The organism is Amylibacter sp. SFDW26, assembly GCF_009184395.1.
In the GTDB taxonomy this organism is placed as follows: domain Bacteria; phylum Pseudomonadota; class Alphaproteobacteria; order Rhodobacterales; family Rhodobacteraceae; genus Amylibacter.
Genome location: NZ_WEIC01000001.1, coordinates 1177378 through 1191704, shown reverse-complemented (window position 1 = coordinate 1191704; position 14327 = coordinate 1177378). Strand labels below are relative to the sequence as shown.

The window sequence follows — 14327 nt, the reverse complement described above, 5'->3', positions numbered from 1 at the left end:
ATGCCCCATTTAGAACCTGCAGCCATTTTTGCAATTATCGGATTTCTTGGGATTGGATCACAATGGTTGGCATGGCGCTTACAATTACCCGCAATTGTATTGATGCTTGCCGCTGGTGTGTTTGCTGGACCTGTTTTTGGTGTTATTCATCCTGCAAAGGATATGGGGCATTTGTTGCAACCAATTGTATCTGTAGCGGTTGCCGTTATTCTTTTTGAGGGCGGTTTAACACTAAAATTTAAAGAGTTAAGTGATACAGGGCCCGCTGTGCGGCGCTTAGTTTATTTTGGCGCCCCCATAGGTTGGGTGTTGTCAACGTTGGCTATTCATTATGGTGCTGGGTTAAGTTGGGAAAGCTCTGCTGTCTTTGGTGGTATCTTGGTTGTGACAGGGCCGACTGTTGTGACGCCATTATTGCGTCAGGCCAAATTGGCACCACGTCCTGCATCTATTTTGCGGTGGGAAGCCATTGTAAATGATCCCGTAGGGGCAATTTTTGCTGTATTGGCTTTTGAGGTTATTACATCACTGTACGGTGCAGGTGATTTGTTAAAGGCCTTTGAGCACCTTGCTATTGGTATCATTGTCGCTGCTGTTGTGGGTTATCTTGGTGCGCGTTTAATTATTACGTCATTCCGCCGTGGTTGGGTGCCTGAGTATATGAAAGTACCTGTGTTATTTGGCGTTGTACTCGTGGTTTATGCGAGTACTGATACGGTGCTGCATGAAAGTGGATTACTGGCTGTAACCGTTATGGGGATGTTGATTGGGAACGCCCACTTGCCATCCTTGGAAGAGTTGAAACGATTTAAAGAGCATATCACTGTGATCCTTGTATCTGGTGTATTTATCCTTTTGGCCGCATCGTTAGAGTTTTCGACGATCGCACGGTTGGATTGGCATGCGATCGTATTTGTAGGCTTGATTGTTCTGCTGGTGCGTCCTGTTACTATATTCCTATGCCTTATAAATACAGACCTGAATTGGCGTGAAAAATCTATCATCGCATGGATTGGTCCACGCGGTGTGGTTGCTGTGGCTGTTTCAGGGCTGTTTGGCGCACGCCTTGTGGAGCTTGGGGTGGAAGATGGTGCATTGCTTGCTCCACTCGCTTTCGCATTAGTTGCTGCAACTGTTGTTTTGCATGGGTTTTCGATTGCGCCTATGGCACGCTTGCTAGGGCTGACATCAACCCAGCCAGCGGGTGTTTTGATTATTGGTGCCTCGTCATGGTCCATAGCTTTGGCTGCAAAACTAAAAGACGAAGGTTTTCCCGTTTTGATGGCTGATCGAAATTATCTGCGCTTGCGCGAAGCCAGACAGATGGAATTACCAACGTTTCATGGAGAAATATTGTCAGAAGCGGCAGAACATACGCTAGATTTGAATCTATACGGCACGCTTCTGGCCGCAACTGATAATGATGCGTACAATGCTTTAATATGTACAGATTTTGGCCCAGAGTTTGGCCGCCAAAATGTATTTCAAGTTGGACGTGCAGAACGCGAAGAAGGTAACAAAGATTTGCCGCCAACATTGGGTGGTCGTAGTTTCGGATCTGGCTTGAAGTTTTATGATATCCTTAATCAAACCCGTGATGGTTGGCAATTCCGCTCTACAAACCTGACAGAGGAATATGATTTACTTGCCTATATGGCAGACCGGCCCAATGCAGAAGTGATTGGTTTTGTAAATGAAAAGCGCGAATTATCTATTCGCGCGGGCAGTAAGTTGCCAGATAACCGCACCAGTGGTGAGGTTATAGCTTTTGTTAAGGTTAATGAGGCTAAAGCAGTATAGACGCTTCTTTTAAGGCAAAAGCTTTCAATGTAGTGCCATGCTCATCGAGGAAATCTTGAACTTTTGATTTGTTGTGTTTTGACAAACTACGCAGCCAGTGCGCAATTGCTTTTTGGATTATAGGCTCATGTTCTGGTGCTAAGAGCTCAATCCATCCTAAAATACGATCCAGTATGAGTAAGTCACTTGTTTTTGGATTGCTGTATTTTGCCCAAGGTAAAGTTGCCGTTAAAACGGCACGGCGTGTCCACCGATCCTCGCTAGTCGCCCATGTTTCAATTATATCTAGGCGTTCTGGATGTGCTTCAATGCGGCGCGAAAGTGCTGCGGATAGCTGGTCGGATATAGCGAGTGTATCTACTTGGGGTAGATATCTGATAAGAGCATTCCATACGCCATCATCTGATGTAATACGCGCTTGTGTGAGCAATTTTGTGGCAGCAATACGCCCCTCGTGAATATTACCGTTCCATAGATAGTCTGCAATCTCTACACGTTCTTGCACATTAGTATCTTTGCGCCATGCCTTATAGGCGGTATCTAACTCTGGATTTGTTATGCCAAGATACTCACGCGCGATTTTATGCTTTTTGCTCATCCCTGCTGAAACTTCTGGGTTTGCAAGTGCTTGTAGATCGGCAAGGGCTGTTTCTGGTGTTGTCATAGGATTATCTTCCAAAGATATTTGGGGTTTCCATAAACAGTCTCAGATCAAAAGGACATAACGTATTTTAATATTACCGTCAGTGTGATGATACTTAGAATGGTAGAGATCAAGATAGCCGCGGATGCACGTTGCGGTGCCACATTATAATGTTGTGCAATGATATAAACATTACCTGCAACGGGTAGGGCGGCGAGTGCTATCATTACAGCTGCTGCATAAGGGGCAACATCAAATACATAAAGTGCAAAAAAGGCGACTGCTGCTGGATGTAATACTAGTTTGCAAAATGATAGCCAACTTGCCACTTTGACTTGCCCCGCAGATTTATCTGCCAATGATGCACCAATTGCAAACAGAGCACCAGGGGCAGCGGCGGCCCCAAGAATATCCAAGAAGTCATTCATAGGTTTGGGGATTGGAATATTGAAAAACGACCAAACTATCCCACATGTAATTGAAACAACCATTGGGTTCTTGAACAGGCTAAAGGCAACCTTTTTAAAAACGGCGGCAGTCATTCGGTCACCACCACCTGCGGTGATCAAAATGACAACAAGGCTGCTAAACAAGATTAAATCAACGGCAAGTGCCAACATAACGGGTCCTATGGATTGTGGACCCAATAATATAATGAATACTGGTATGCCCAAAAAACCAACATTACCAATGACAGCACACTGGGCTTCAATCGCGGCTTCTTGCATACCTTTGCGGCGTATCATAGCAATTGCAGTAGCGATTAAATATATCAACATCGTGCCACTTAAATAGGCGGTAATGAATGGCACATCGAATATTTCTGATAAGGATAAGTTTGCGGCAAAGCGAAACAGCATTGCAGAGAGTGCAAAGAAAAAGACGAACTTACTGAGTGCTGCAGTAGCTTCTGGTGGAAATATCTTTGTAACCCCTGCAGCATACCCCAAGCCAATGATGGCAAAGAAAGGGATAAGCTGCAGAAGGATTGTATCCATTTATTCCACGGTCACTGACTTTGCTAAGTTACGTGGTTGATCCACATCGGTACCTTTACGCACTGCTGTATAATACGCAAGCAATTGAGCTGGGACTGCATATAAAATTGGAGCTAACATATCGTGTACTGGTGGCATCACAATTGTTTTCCATACGCCATCACTTGCTTCATCTGCACCATCTTGGTCCGTTACCAATAATACCTTGCCGTTACGGGCCATGACTTCTTGCATGTTACTAACGGTTTTGTCGAACAATGCATCTTTTGGAGCTAAAACAATCACTGGCATGTTTTCATCAACAAGTGCAATTGGCCCGTGTTTTAATTCACCACTCGCATAACCTTCGGCATGTATATAGCTGATTTCTTTCAGCTTTAAAGCACCTTCTAGGGCGAGTGGATACATTGCCCCACGTCCCAAGAACAAAGCATCGGAAGCTTTGGATAGTTTGTTTGTAACTTTATCTATCTTTTCTTTTTGCTGCAGTGTTTGATTGATCAACCCTGGTAGGGCATCTAATGATTTCTTTATTTCGACTTCAGCTTCTGCGGTTAATTCACCGCGCTCGCGAGCAGCAGAAATAACAAGTGCTGCAAGCGCCACTAATTGACATGTGAAAGCTTTGGTGGATGCTACGCCGATTTCAACACCTGCATGGATAGGTAAAGAGATGTCACTTTCTCGCGAGATAGAGCTTTCAGCCACGTTTACCACAGCAATTGTTTTTGCAACATTACCAGAGCAATAGCGCAGAGCTGCTAAAGTATCTGCTGTTTCGCCCGATTGACTGACAAAAAGTGCTAAAGAGTTTTTGCTCATTGGTGGTTCGCGATAACGAAACTCTGAGGCTACATCAATTTCAGCAGGTAGTCTTGCAACTTGTTCAAACCAGTATTTGGCTACATTACAGGCAAGATAGGCTGTTCCACAGGCGACCATTGTAATCTTATCGATTTTAGAAAAATCAAGGTCAAGGTCTGGTACTGTGATCTGACCCGATTGCGGGTCTGTATATTTGTGGATCGCATCTGCTAAAACTGTTGGTTGCTCAGCAATCTCTTTCATCATGTAGTGCTTATAAACACCTTTATCGGCAGTATTTGCTTCTACTGGAATGACACGCATATCACGATTGGCAATTTTGCCTTTTGCATTGCGAATTTCAAGGGATGTACGCGTAAGAACGGCCCAATCACCTTCTTCTAGGTATGTAACTTTGTCTGTCATAGGGGCCAATGCTAATGCGTCAGAGCCTACAAACATTTCATTATCACCATGACCAATTGCAAGTGGTGAGCCTTTGCGGGCGGCAATCAACAGATCATCTTCACCTTCGAATAGAAAGCAAAGAGCATATGCGCCTTCAAGACGTTTGATTGTGGCATCGGCAGCATCCACAGGTGACATGCCTTGGTCGAGATACGTCATACAAAGTTGAACAACTGTTTCGGTGTCAGTTTCAGTTTCGAAAATGATTCCACCCGCTGTTAATTCGTCACGTAATTCCTTGAAGTTTTCAATAATACCATTGTGCACAACAGCCACATTGCGCGCGCGGTGTGGGTGTGAATTCACAACAGTAGGTGCACCATGTGTGGCCCAACGTGTATGTCCTATACCTGATTTACCAGTAATGGGTTCGTGCATAAGTAAATCTGCAAGGTTTACGAGCTTTCCAACAGCGCGACGGCGGCCGAGTTTACCTTCATCAACGGTCGCAATACCTGCGCTATCATAACCACGGTATTCAAGACGCCTAAGAGCATCTACCAAAATTGGGGCTGCTTCGTGTTGTCCTAATATTCCAACAATACCGCACATAGCTTTATTCCTTTGTTTTTGCGGCTTTTGCTGCGCGCAATTTATTCATGAGTTTTAAGGCAAAGCCTTCTTTATTATCCTGTCTGGCACGGCCCAATCCCAAGGCTTCATCGGGTATATCTTTGGTGATCACACTGCCGGATCCTGTCATGGCATCGTCACCAACAGAAACAGGGGCAACAAGCATTGTGTTTGAGCCAATAAAGGAGCGTGCGCCAATTTTTGTCTTATGTTTGAATACACCGTCGTAGTTACAGGTGATTGTACCTGCGCCAATGTTGGCTTCGCTGCCAACTTCGGCGTCACCTATATATGACAAGTGATTAACTTTTGCGCCTTCATCAACGATGGCAGCCTTGATTTCCACAAAATTACCGACCTTAACACCATTGCCCAGTTCTGTACCAGGACGCAGGCGCGCGTAGGGACCAACGATTGCATCTTTGGATACATGACAGCCCTCTAAGTGTGAAAAAGCGCGGATTGTAGCACCTGTTTCAACCGTTACATCGGGGCCAAAGACTACATTTGGTTCTATAATCACATCTCGACCGATTACTGTGTCATAGGCAAACCAAACTGTTTCAGCGGCAGTTAATGTAGCACCATTCTCCATAGCTTCACGGCGTGCTGTATTTTGAAAGGCGACTTCCGCTGCAGCAAGATCAACACGTGAATTTACACCCATTGTTTCTGCTTCATCACAGGCTATCGCTGCGCAAGTTAAATTGCGTGCGCGGGCAAGGCCTACAACATCTGTCAAATAATATTCACCACTTGCATTGTCGTTTTTTACTTCATTAAGAAGTTCAAATAACAATTTGGCATCTGCGCATATTACACCAGAATTGCAAAATGTTATGGCGCGTTGAGTGTCAGTTGCATCCTTGAATTCAACAATTGCATCTAATAGTCCATCATCTGTTGTGACAAGGCGCCCGTATTTTGCTGGATCAGCGGCATTGAAACCCAAAACGACCACTCCGTGGCCCTTGGCTTTTTCATCAAGCATAGCTTGTAGGGTTTCTGAGCGAACGAATGGTGTGTCGCCATAGAGGACAATCACATCACCATCAAAATCATGCAAAACTGGAGCAGCTTGCTGAACGGCATGACCTGTACCGTTTTGTTCTGATTGCAAAACCGTTTGCGCTGTTTCATCATAATCAACCGCAGCCTTAGCAACATGTTTAGCACCATGACCCGTTACAATAACGGTCTTTTCTGCATTAATCCCTTCGGCAGAGCGCATTGCGTGAATCAACATAGATGCACCTGCTACGTTATGAAGGACTTTTGGCATATCCGATTGCATACGGCTGCCCATACCTGCTGCTAAAATTATGACTGAAACGCTCATTGATGCCTCTAATAAATTTAATATTCCATGCCTTCTACGAAAGATTATCGCACAACAAAAGGGGGTAGCTGCTCAAGAAGTCTTTCACTTCGTTACGGTCTGTGGCAAAGCCTATAAATAATAGGGAGATTGGAATGAAATCAGTTATCTTTGATTTAGATGGTACATTAGCAGATACAAGCGGTGATTTGCTGGCAGCAGCAAATGCTTGTTTTGTGAAAATGGGCGAAAAGCCACAATTAAAGACTGAAACTGATGCAGGAACAGCTCTTAAGGGAGGGCGTGCGATGTTAAATCTCGGGTTCTCTCGTTTGGGTGTGGAGCCATCCGAAGAACTTATGGTTGAGAACTATAACCGCCTACTAGAAGTCTATGATCAAAATATTGATGATCATACATTCTTATACGATGGGGCGGAAACCTGCCTAAAAGAATTAACATTGCAAGGATATGCGCTGGGCATATGTACGAATAAACCAGAAGCATTGGCAGAAAAACTGATTACTCGTTTGGGAATACGTCATTATTTTGGTGCTTTGTTAGGGGCTGATACATTGCCTGTGCGAAAACCAGATGCGGGACATCTTTTGGGAACTATTAAAGAATTAGGTGGCAATCCGTCAAAATCTGTTTTGATTGGTGATACCGCTACAGACCGTAATGCGGCCAAAAATGCATGGGTATCATGTATTCTTGTGACATTTGGCCCAGATGGGCGTGATGTAACTGAATTAGAGCCCGAAGGTTTGTTGGATCACTACAATGATCTTCCCGATATCCTGAAAGTTATGATTCCGAATTGACCCTTTTGTTTGGTTGTTCTTAATAGTGAGTAACGAAGGAGTGTTGTGATGGCATATAAGTTTACAGGCAATTTTACCCAGCAAGAATCAATCCCTGATGCAGGCATTGAGGCTGCATTGGCTGTTTTAAAACACGGTCGTTTACACCGTTATAATGTTGTGGAAGGGGAGATCGCTGAAACCTCTTTGCTTGAAACAGAATATGCTGCGTACACAGGTTCCAAGTATTGCCTAGCGGTTGCCTCTGGTGGGTATGCTCTGGCTGCTGGGTTGCGCGCTGCAGGTATGGCGGCTGGTGATAAAGTAATGACCAATGCTTTCACGCTTGCTCCAGTTCCAGGTGCGATTGCCAATGCAGGCGGTGTTCCTATCTTTGTAGAAGTTACCGAAGACCTTGTGATGGATTTGGATGACTTGCATAAAAAGATCGATGAAAGTGGTGCTAAATTTTTGATGCTTAGCCATATGCGTGGTCATATTGTTGATATGGATGCATTGATGGCAATCTGTAATACGGCAAATGTTATCGTGATCGAAGACTGTGCACATACGATGGGTGCGAACTGGAATGGTACGCCAAGTGGGCGCCATGGTCTGATTGGGTGCTATTCAACGCAAACCTTTAAACACATCAATTCGGGCGAGGGTGGTTTGCTGATCACGGATGATGCTGAAGTGATGGCGCGAGCTACTATGCTGTCTGGGTCATATATGTTGTATGGTGCGCACGCTGCGGGTGCACCGGCTGAAGCATTTGCGGATGTCCGATTGGATACTCCGAATTGTTCTGGTCGTATGGATAATTTACGCGCAGCAATTTTGCGCCCGCAACTTGCCCAACTCGATGAGCAGGGTAAAAGATGGAATGAACGCTATGCCCGAATGGAAGAGGGCTTGCAAAGCGTTGCTGGTCTTCGATTGATACCACGCCCTAAGGAAGAATATTTTGTGGCCTCATCCTTTCAATTCACTTTGCCAGATTGGGATGCTGCCAAAGTGCACGATGTTCAACAACGCTGTGCAAACCGTGGTGTGGAATTGAAATGGTTCGGTGCGGATAAACCTGTTGGCTTTACATCGCGCCACGACAGTTGGCGGTATGTGGAGGCACATGAATTGCCACAAACAGATCGTGTGTTGTCTGGTCTTATGGATATGCGTTTGCCGCTTACATTCAGTTTGGAAGATTGCGACACACTTGCCGCGATTATACGTGAAGAGGTTGGCGCGGTATATCAAGCTGCTGCATAAGGTATGCGATCTAAATCTAATCTTCTTTTATTATGTGTTGCGATGTTGCTATTTATTCCCCCGCTTTTGGACGCAGTGAATGGATATATGAAATCCGAAGGAGCATGCAGTGTCGTAATGGTCGTTGATGGGGATACTGTTAAACTAGATTGCGAAGATGGCGATTATAAAAGCGCACGTATCTTAGGATACGATGCACCTGAAAAAAATGCACAATGCATCGCAGAATATATCAAAGCCAATCGCGCTGCATGGGCATTGCGTTGGGCAATGTGGTTCGCAGATAAAATTGAAATACAAAAAACAAAACTTGATAAATATGGCCGTGATCTAGTTATCCTTTCTGTAGATGGAAGGGACGTTGCATCCCATATGATTGCAAGTGATTTGGCGCGCTCTTATCAAGGTGGAAAAAGGCAAGGTTGGTGTGGACACTAAGGTGTAGAAACTAACGTTTAATTGTATTTTTTTAGAAGTAACTTCGAATGTTATTCGCTAACGTAAAATAAGCGATGATTTTGCGACTTAAAAAGTCTCAAAAACGCGACCTTCTGTTGACCTTGCTATTGGGCAAGGGTAAACCTGTTACGAATGTAGCCATATAGCAAACGTTAAGGGAGTCGTCTTGGAAGATCTATTAAGAGAGTATCTGCCAATCCTTGTATTTCTAGGTATTGCAACAGCCCTTGGTTTGGTTTTGATTTTGGCAGCCGTCGTCGTTGCAGTTCGCAATCCAGACGCGGAAAAAATCTCGGCTTACGAATGTGGTTTTAATGCATTCGATGATGCTCGTATGAAGTTCGACATCCGCTTCTATTTGGTTTCAATCCTATTCATCATTTTCGATTTGGAAGTTGCCTTCCTTTTCCCGTGGGCCGCAAGTTTCCAACACGTTGGTTTGCTGGGCTTCTGGTCGATGATCGTTTTCTTGGGCGTGCTGACAATCGGCTTCGCTTATGAGTGGAAAAAAGGAGCTCTCGAATGGGAGTAGCGACATCTGTAAACACCGCAGGCGCTGACAAAGAAGTTACGACATCTGCATTGAACCGTGAGTTGCAAGATAAAGGTTTCTTGCTGACATCCACAGAAGACATGATCAACTGGGCACGTACTGGTTCGTTACACTGGATGACATTCGGCCTGGCATGTTGTGCTGTTGAGATGATGCACACAGCGATGCCGCGTTATGATATGGAACGTTTCGGAACTGCGCCTCGTGCTTCTCCGCGCCAATCTGATTTGATGATCGTTGCGGGAACGCTGACAAATAAAATGGCACCAGCTTTGCGTAAAGTTTACGACCAAATGCCAGAGCCACGTTATGTGATCTCTATGGGGTCATGCGCAAATGGCGGTGGGTACTATCACTACAGCTATTCTGTCGTGCGTGGTTGTGACCGTATCGTTCCTGTTGATGTTTATGTTCCGGGGTGTCCGCCAACTGCAGAGGCGCTGCTCTATGGTATCCTTCAACTGCAACGCAAAATTCGCCGTACTGGCACGATTGTAAGGTAGGCGCGTATGTCACAAGAAATGCAAGATCTAGGCACGTTGATCGAAAGCAAACAATCTGCTGCGGTTTTGGGTTGGTTTGTAAATGATTTGGGCGAGCTTGTTGTTGAGGTTGCACCGTCTTCATTGCCGGACTTTCTGGAGTTCCTTAAATCAGATCGTAGCTGCAAGTTTTCGACTTTGATTGACATTACTGCAATTGATTACCCATCGAACGCAAAGCGGTTTGAAATGGTGTACCATTTCTTGTCTATGTATATGAATCACCGCATCCGCGTAAAAGCGTCTGTGGCAGAGGATGAAGTTGTGCCAACAGTAACGGAGCCATTCCCAGCGGCGAATTGGTTCGAACGCGAAGTGTTTGACATGTACGGTATCATGTTCTCGGGTCATCCAGATTTACGTCGTATCCTGACAGATTATGGTTTCCGCGGATATCCATTACGCAAGGATTTCCCAACAACGGGATATACAGAGTGTCGTTATGACGAAGCGGAAAAACGCGTAGTTTATGAGCCTGTATCCCTTGTGCAGGAATACCGTCAGTTTGATTTTATGTCCCCGTGGGAAGGTGCAGAATACATCTTACCAGGTGATGAAAATGCAGAAGGGGCGAAGTGATGGAAGTAATTGCTTTTATATTGGCGGCAACAGCATTGTTCGCTACTGCATTGCGCAACAAGAAAGCTGCAAAACGTGCAGTGGTTCGTGCGGAGGATCGTAAATAATGGACGGCTCTCAATTTAATGATGCGAAAACGGGCGAACAACGTATTCGTAATTTCAACATCAACTTCGGTCCGCAACACCCTGCGGCACACGGTGTTTTGCGCTTGGTGTTGGAGTTGGATGGCGAGCTGGTAGAGCGTTGCGATCCGCATATTGGCCTGCTGCACCGCGGTACAGAAAAACTGATGGAAAGCAGAACATATCTGCAAAACCTTCCATACTTTGACCGCCTTGATTATGTGGCTCCGATGAACCAAGAACATGCTTGGTGTTTGGCGATCGAAAAACTAACAGGTGTAGAGGTGCCGCGTCGTGCCTCTTTGATCCGTGTTCTATATTCTGAAATCGGCCGCATTCTAAATCATCTTCTAAACATCACAACACAAGCTTTGGATGTTGGTGCGCTTACGCCGCCGCTTTGGGGCTTTGAAGAGCGTGAAAAACTGATGGTGTTCTACGAGCGTGCCTGTGGTGCGCGTTTACACGCAGCATACTTCCGCCCGGGTGGTGTTCACCAAGACCTGCCGCAGGATTTGCTTGATGACATCATGCAATGGACTTTGGAATTCCCAGAGGTGCTTGCAGATATCGACGGTCTGTTGACTGAAAACCGCATCTTTAAGCAGCGTAACGTTGATATCGCTGTGATTTCGGAACAAGAAGCCCTTGATTGGGGTTTCTCTGGTGTGATGGTGCGCGGTTCTGGAATGGCATGGGATTTGCGTCGTGCGCAGCCATATGAATGCTATGACGAGTTTGATTTCCAAATTCCTGTCGGTACAAATGGCGACTGCTATGATCGTTACCTATGCCGTATGCAGGAAATGCGCGAAAGCTTGAGCATTATGCAACAGGCGATCCAGAAATTAGAAGCCTCAACGGGTGACGTTTTAGCACGTGGTAAATTAACACCGCCATCACGTGGTGATATGAAGACTTCGATGGAAGCTTTGATCCACCACTTCAAACTTTACACCGAAGGCTTCCACGTTCCAGAGGGCGAAGTTTATGCTGCTGTGGAAGCACCAAAAGGTGAGTTTGGTGTTTATCTTGTTTCTGACGGCACAAACAAACCATATAAAACCAAAATTCGTGCGCCAGGATATTTGCACCTGCAAGCGATGGATCATATTTGCAAAGGCCACCAATTGGCTGACGTTGCAGCCATTATTGGTACCATGGACGTTGTTTTTGGGGAGATTGATCGATGAGATTTGTTACATTGACTGCGATCGCTCTGATCTCATTCAGCCCCGTAGCCGCTTTGGCGGAAATTACGAATTTAGATTCAAAATTCACCAGCAAGCGTGTGGCAAAGAATAAAGGCTACCCAAAATTTGCAAAAGAGTTGGGAGCGGTAGCTGCTGCTACGAATTGCACATTGTCAAAAGCAGACTGGAAAAATGAGTTTGATAAGCGCAGCATCAAATCTAAAAAAGCCATCAACAATGTTTTGACAGGTCTTTCCAAACATTCACAAGCTATGCTTCAGGGCGATAGCTTGGTTATCAAATCAGGATTTTGCAAATAATGTCATTGCGTCGTTTACATCATACACAACCTGACAGCTTTGAATTCACAGCTGCGAACCAGAAATGGGCGCAAGCTCAGTTGAAGAAATTCCCAGAAGGCCGTCAAGCCTCTGGTGTTATTCCGCTGCTTTGGCGTGCTCAAGAACAAGAAGGTTGGTTGTCTAAGCCAGCCATTGAGTATGTGGCTGATATGCTAGGCATGGCCTATATCCGTGTTTTAGAAGTTGCGACGTTCTATTTCATGTTCCAATTGCAACCAGTGGGAACAGTGGCGCACATCCAAGTATGTGGCACAACATCCTGCATGATCTGCGGTGCAGAAGATTTGATCGGTGTATGTAAAGATAAGATCGCGCCGAACCCTCACCAAATATCCGAAGACGGCAAATTCAGCTGGGAAGAAGTTGAATGTTTGGGCGCATGTACAAATGCACCGATGGCCCAAATCGGGAAAGATTTCTATGAAGATTTGACTGTGGAGACGTTTACACAGATCATCGCAGACTTTGCGGATGGAAAGGTGCCAACACCTGGTCCGCAAAACGGTCGCTATGCGGCGGAGCCATTGGGTGGTGTGACCACTCTCAAAGACATGGATTCTGGCAAATACGCCAACAATGCTTCAGCAACCTTAGCGTTAGACTATGGAGATACGGTAAAACGTATCCAAGGGGATGAAGTTCCAGTACTGAAACCGCGGAAGACAACTGCCGCGAAATGATTTGCCAGCAAGAGCTCTGCTGGCCTTTATAAGGGGAGACTATAATGACTGATAATAACTCATCCAACGGCCTTACCACATGTTCTATCGTGTGTTGGTTGTTGGCATTTGCTTTGGGAATTTTCGTAGCAGCAGCATTGATTCACTGGGTTAGTATACATGGATTGCTTGCAGCTGTTATTGGATTGATAGCAATGCTTCTAGCTGGCTGGATTTTAAAAGGTATGTTCTGTGCGGATGATGCATCATCAACTGTTTCGTCAACAACTGCAGCAGCGGCTGTAGGTGCGGGTGCTGTTGCAACAGCAACTGCTGCGACATCAGCGGCTGCGGAAAAGCCAGCGGCGAAAAAAGCGGCTCCTGCAAAGAAAACTGCAGCTAAGTCCACGTCGACTGCCAAAACAAAAACTGCAGCGGCTAAAAAGCCTGCAGCAGCAAAAGCTGCGCCTAAGGCAAAAGCGGCGGCTAAACCTGCAACGGCGAAGAAGCCAGCGGCGAAAAAAGCGGCTCCTGCAAAGAAAACTGCAGCTAAGTCCACGTCGACTGCCAAAACAAAAACTGCAGCGGCTAAAAAACCTGTAGCAGCAAAAGCTGCGCCAAAAGCAAAAGCGGCGGCTAAGCCTGCAGCGGCGAAAAAAGCGTCACCAGCTAAATTCTATACGAAGGCACCAGCAAAAGTGGATGATCTTAAGTTGATCTCTGGCGTTGGTCCTAAGTTGGAGAAAACCTTGAACGATATCGGCGTTTATAAATACGAACAGGTTGCTGTTTGGAAAAAAGCGGACATCAAGAAAGTAGATGACCAACTGAAATTCAAAGGTCGCATCGAACGCGACAATTGGATGAAGCAAGCGAAAGTTCTAGCCAAAGGTGGCGACACAGAATTTTCAAAGAAGAAGCGTAAGTAGGACGCTGAAGAAGGGATAACTAAGTGGCCCCTTTACCTGATCCAAAGCGCCAAAAGGCGCGGGTTGCTTCGATCGTCATTTTGGTGGCGATTGTAGCTTGGATGGGGGCCTCTTGGATTGGCGGAATGATCGGACTGCCTGTACGCTATGCGTTCTTGTTCGATTTCGCTGCACTTGCCGCGCTGTTTTGGGCGTTGGTTGTATTGTTTCAGGTCTGGAAATCAGGCCGCGGATAAAGGAAGACAGA

The 14327-nt window shown here is 45.7% G+C and carries 15 protein-coding genes and 1 pseudogene; 12 read left to right on the top strand and 4 right to left on the bottom strand.

Annotation, left to right across the window (positions count from 1 at the left end; translation table 11 throughout):
• A complete protein-coding gene (locus F9L33_RS06005) occupies positions 1–1800 on the top strand; it encodes a sodium:proton antiporter (RefSeq protein ID WP_152141805.1) in 1800 nt (599 codons plus the stop codon).
• Here F9L33_RS06005 and F9L33_RS06000 read toward each other — a convergent pair.
• Genes F9L33_RS06000 through glmU form a run of 4 tightly spaced genes read right to left on the bottom strand, consistent with a single transcriptional unit; the run spans position 1787 to position 6625 of the window.
• Positions 1787–2464, bottom strand: coding sequence for a DNA alkylation repair protein (locus tag F9L33_RS06000; RefSeq protein ID WP_152141804.1), 678 nt, complete (start codon positions 2462–2464; stop codon positions 1787–1789). The genes F9L33_RS06005 and F9L33_RS06000 overlap by 14 nt on opposite strands.
• A 47-nt stretch (positions 2465–2511) precedes the next feature.
• Positions 2512–3441 carry an AEC family transporter gene (locus tag F9L33_RS05995; protein ID WP_152141803.1) on the bottom strand — a complete coding sequence of 310 codons (930 nt, stop codon included), beginning with the start codon at positions 3439–3441 and terminating at the stop codon, positions 2512–2514.
• Complete coding sequence (gene glmS / locus F9L33_RS05990) at positions 3442–5265, bottom strand: glutamine--fructose-6-phosphate transaminase (isomerizing) (protein ID WP_152141802.1); 1824 nt, start codon at positions 5263–5265, stop codon at positions 3442–3444.
• A 4-nt stretch (positions 5266–5269) separates the two neighbouring features.
• Positions 5270–6625, bottom strand: a complete 1356-nt coding sequence (glmU, locus tag F9L33_RS05985; RefSeq protein ID WP_152141801.1) for a bifunctional UDP-N-acetylglucosamine diphosphorylase/glucosamine-1-phosphate N-acetyltransferase GlmU — start codon at positions 6623–6625, stop codon at positions 5270–5272.
• 134 nt (positions 6626–6759) lie between these two features.
• Here glmU and F9L33_RS05980 point away from each other — a divergent pair, with 134 nt between their 5' ends.
• The 11 genes and pseudogenes from F9L33_RS05980 (at position 6760) to F9L33_RS05930 (ending at position 14316) form a co-directional block, all read left to right on the top strand.
• Positions 6760–7428: an HAD-IA family hydrolase gene (locus tag F9L33_RS05980; RefSeq protein WP_152141800.1), complete on the top strand. Its 669-nt coding sequence runs from the start codon at positions 6760–6762 to the stop codon at positions 7426–7428.
• Between the two features lie 48 nt (positions 7429–7476).
• Positions 7477–8679 (top strand): DegT/DnrJ/EryC1/StrS aminotransferase family protein, encoded by a 1203-nt coding sequence (locus F9L33_RS05975; protein ID WP_152141799.1) that lies wholly within the window; start codon positions 7477–7479, stop codon positions 8677–8679.
• A 42-nt stretch (positions 8680–8721) separates the two neighbouring features.
• Entirely contained in the window at positions 8722–9117 is a 396-nt protein-coding gene (locus tag F9L33_RS05970; RefSeq protein WP_193221980.1) for a thermonuclease family protein, read from the top strand.
• A 187-nt stretch (positions 9118–9304) separates the two neighbouring features.
• Positions 9305–9670 (top strand): NADH-quinone oxidoreductase subunit A, encoded by a 366-nt coding sequence (locus F9L33_RS05965; RefSeq protein WP_152141797.1) that lies wholly within the window; start codon positions 9305–9307, stop codon positions 9668–9670.
• Positions 9661–10194, top strand: coding sequence for an NADH-quinone oxidoreductase subunit B family protein (locus F9L33_RS05960; protein WP_152141796.1), 534 nt, complete (start codon positions 9661–9663; stop codon positions 10192–10194). The genes F9L33_RS05965 and F9L33_RS05960 overlap by 10 nt, the downstream gene beginning before the upstream one ends.
• 6 nt (positions 10195–10200) lie before the next feature.
• The gene (locus tag F9L33_RS05955; protein ID WP_152141795.1) at positions 10201–10812 is read left to right on the top strand and encodes an NADH-quinone oxidoreductase subunit C; all 612 of its coding nucleotides are present in this window, start codon (positions 10201–10203) and stop codon (positions 10810–10812) included.
• A gap of 106 nt (positions 10813–10918) precedes the next feature.
• Positions 10919–12130 (top strand): NADH-quinone oxidoreductase subunit D, encoded by a 1212-nt coding sequence (locus F9L33_RS05950; protein WP_152141794.1) that lies wholly within the window; start codon positions 10919–10921, stop codon positions 12128–12130.
• Positions 12127–12450: a hypothetical protein gene (locus tag F9L33_RS05945; RefSeq protein WP_152141793.1), complete on the top strand. Its 324-nt coding sequence runs from the start codon at positions 12127–12129 to the stop codon at positions 12448–12450. Before F9L33_RS05950 ends, F9L33_RS05945 begins: the two co-directional genes overlap by 4 nt.
• Positions 12450–13148 (top strand): annotated as a pseudogene (nuoE, locus tag F9L33_RS05940) (NADH-quinone oxidoreductase subunit NuoE); the annotation flags it as partial. The gene F9L33_RS05945 and the pseudogene nuoE, both read left to right, overlap by 1 nt.
• A 68-nt stretch (positions 13149–13216) precedes the next feature.
• A complete protein-coding gene (locus F9L33_RS05935) occupies positions 13217–14080 on the top strand; it encodes an NADH:quinone oxidoreductase (RefSeq protein WP_152141791.1) in 864 nt (287 codons plus the stop codon).
• Between the two features lie 23 nt (positions 14081–14103).
• On the top strand, positions 14104–14316 hold the full coding sequence (locus F9L33_RS05930; protein ID WP_152141790.1) for a DUF5337 family protein: 213 nt from the start codon (positions 14104–14106) through the stop codon (positions 14314–14316).
• The last annotated feature ends 11 nt before the right edge of the window (positions 14317–14327 follow it).

Coding starts and splice junctions, on each gene's coding strand:
- F9L33_RS05935 (WP_152141791.1), top strand. CDS start 13,217: ATGACTGATAATAACTCATCCAACGGCCTTACCACATGTTCTATCGTG.
- F9L33_RS05995 (WP_152141803.1), bottom strand. CDS start 3,441: ATGGATACAATCCTTCTGCAGCTTATCCCTTTCTTTGCCATCATTGGC.
- F9L33_RS05960 (WP_152141796.1), top strand. CDS start 9,661: ATGGGAGTAGCGACATCTGTAAACACCGCAGGCGCTGACAAAGAAGTT.
- F9L33_RS06000 (WP_152141804.1), bottom strand. CDS start 2,464: ATGACAACACCAGAAACAGCCCTTGCCGATCTACAAGCACTTGCAAAC.
- F9L33_RS05955 (WP_152141795.1), top strand. CDS start 10,201: ATGTCACAAGAAATGCAAGATCTAGGCACGTTGATCGAAAGCAAACAA.
- F9L33_RS06005 (WP_152141805.1), top strand. CDS start 1: ATGCCCCATTTAGAACCTGCAGCCATTTTTGCAATTATCGGATTTCTT.
- F9L33_RS05975 (WP_152141799.1), top strand. CDS start 7,477: ATGGCATATAAGTTTACAGGCAATTTTACCCAGCAAGAATCAATCCCT.
- glmS (WP_152141802.1), bottom strand. CDS start 5,265: ATGTGCGGTATTGTTGGAATATTAGGACAACACGAAGCAGCCCCAATT.
- F9L33_RS05945 (WP_152141793.1), top strand. CDS start 12,127: ATGAGATTTGTTACATTGACTGCGATCGCTCTGATCTCATTCAGCCCC.
- F9L33_RS05980 (WP_152141800.1), top strand. CDS start 6,760: ATGAAATCAGTTATCTTTGATTTAGATGGTACATTAGCAGATACAAGC.
- F9L33_RS05970 (WP_193221980.1), top strand. CDS start 8,722: ATGTTGCTATTTATTCCCCCGCTTTTGGACGCAGTGAATGGATATATG.
- F9L33_RS05950 (WP_152141794.1), top strand. CDS start 10,919: ATGGACGGCTCTCAATTTAATGATGCGAAAACGGGCGAACAACGTATT.
- glmU (WP_152141801.1), bottom strand. CDS start 6,625: ATGAGCGTTTCAGTCATAATTTTAGCAGCAGGTATGGGCAGCCGTATG.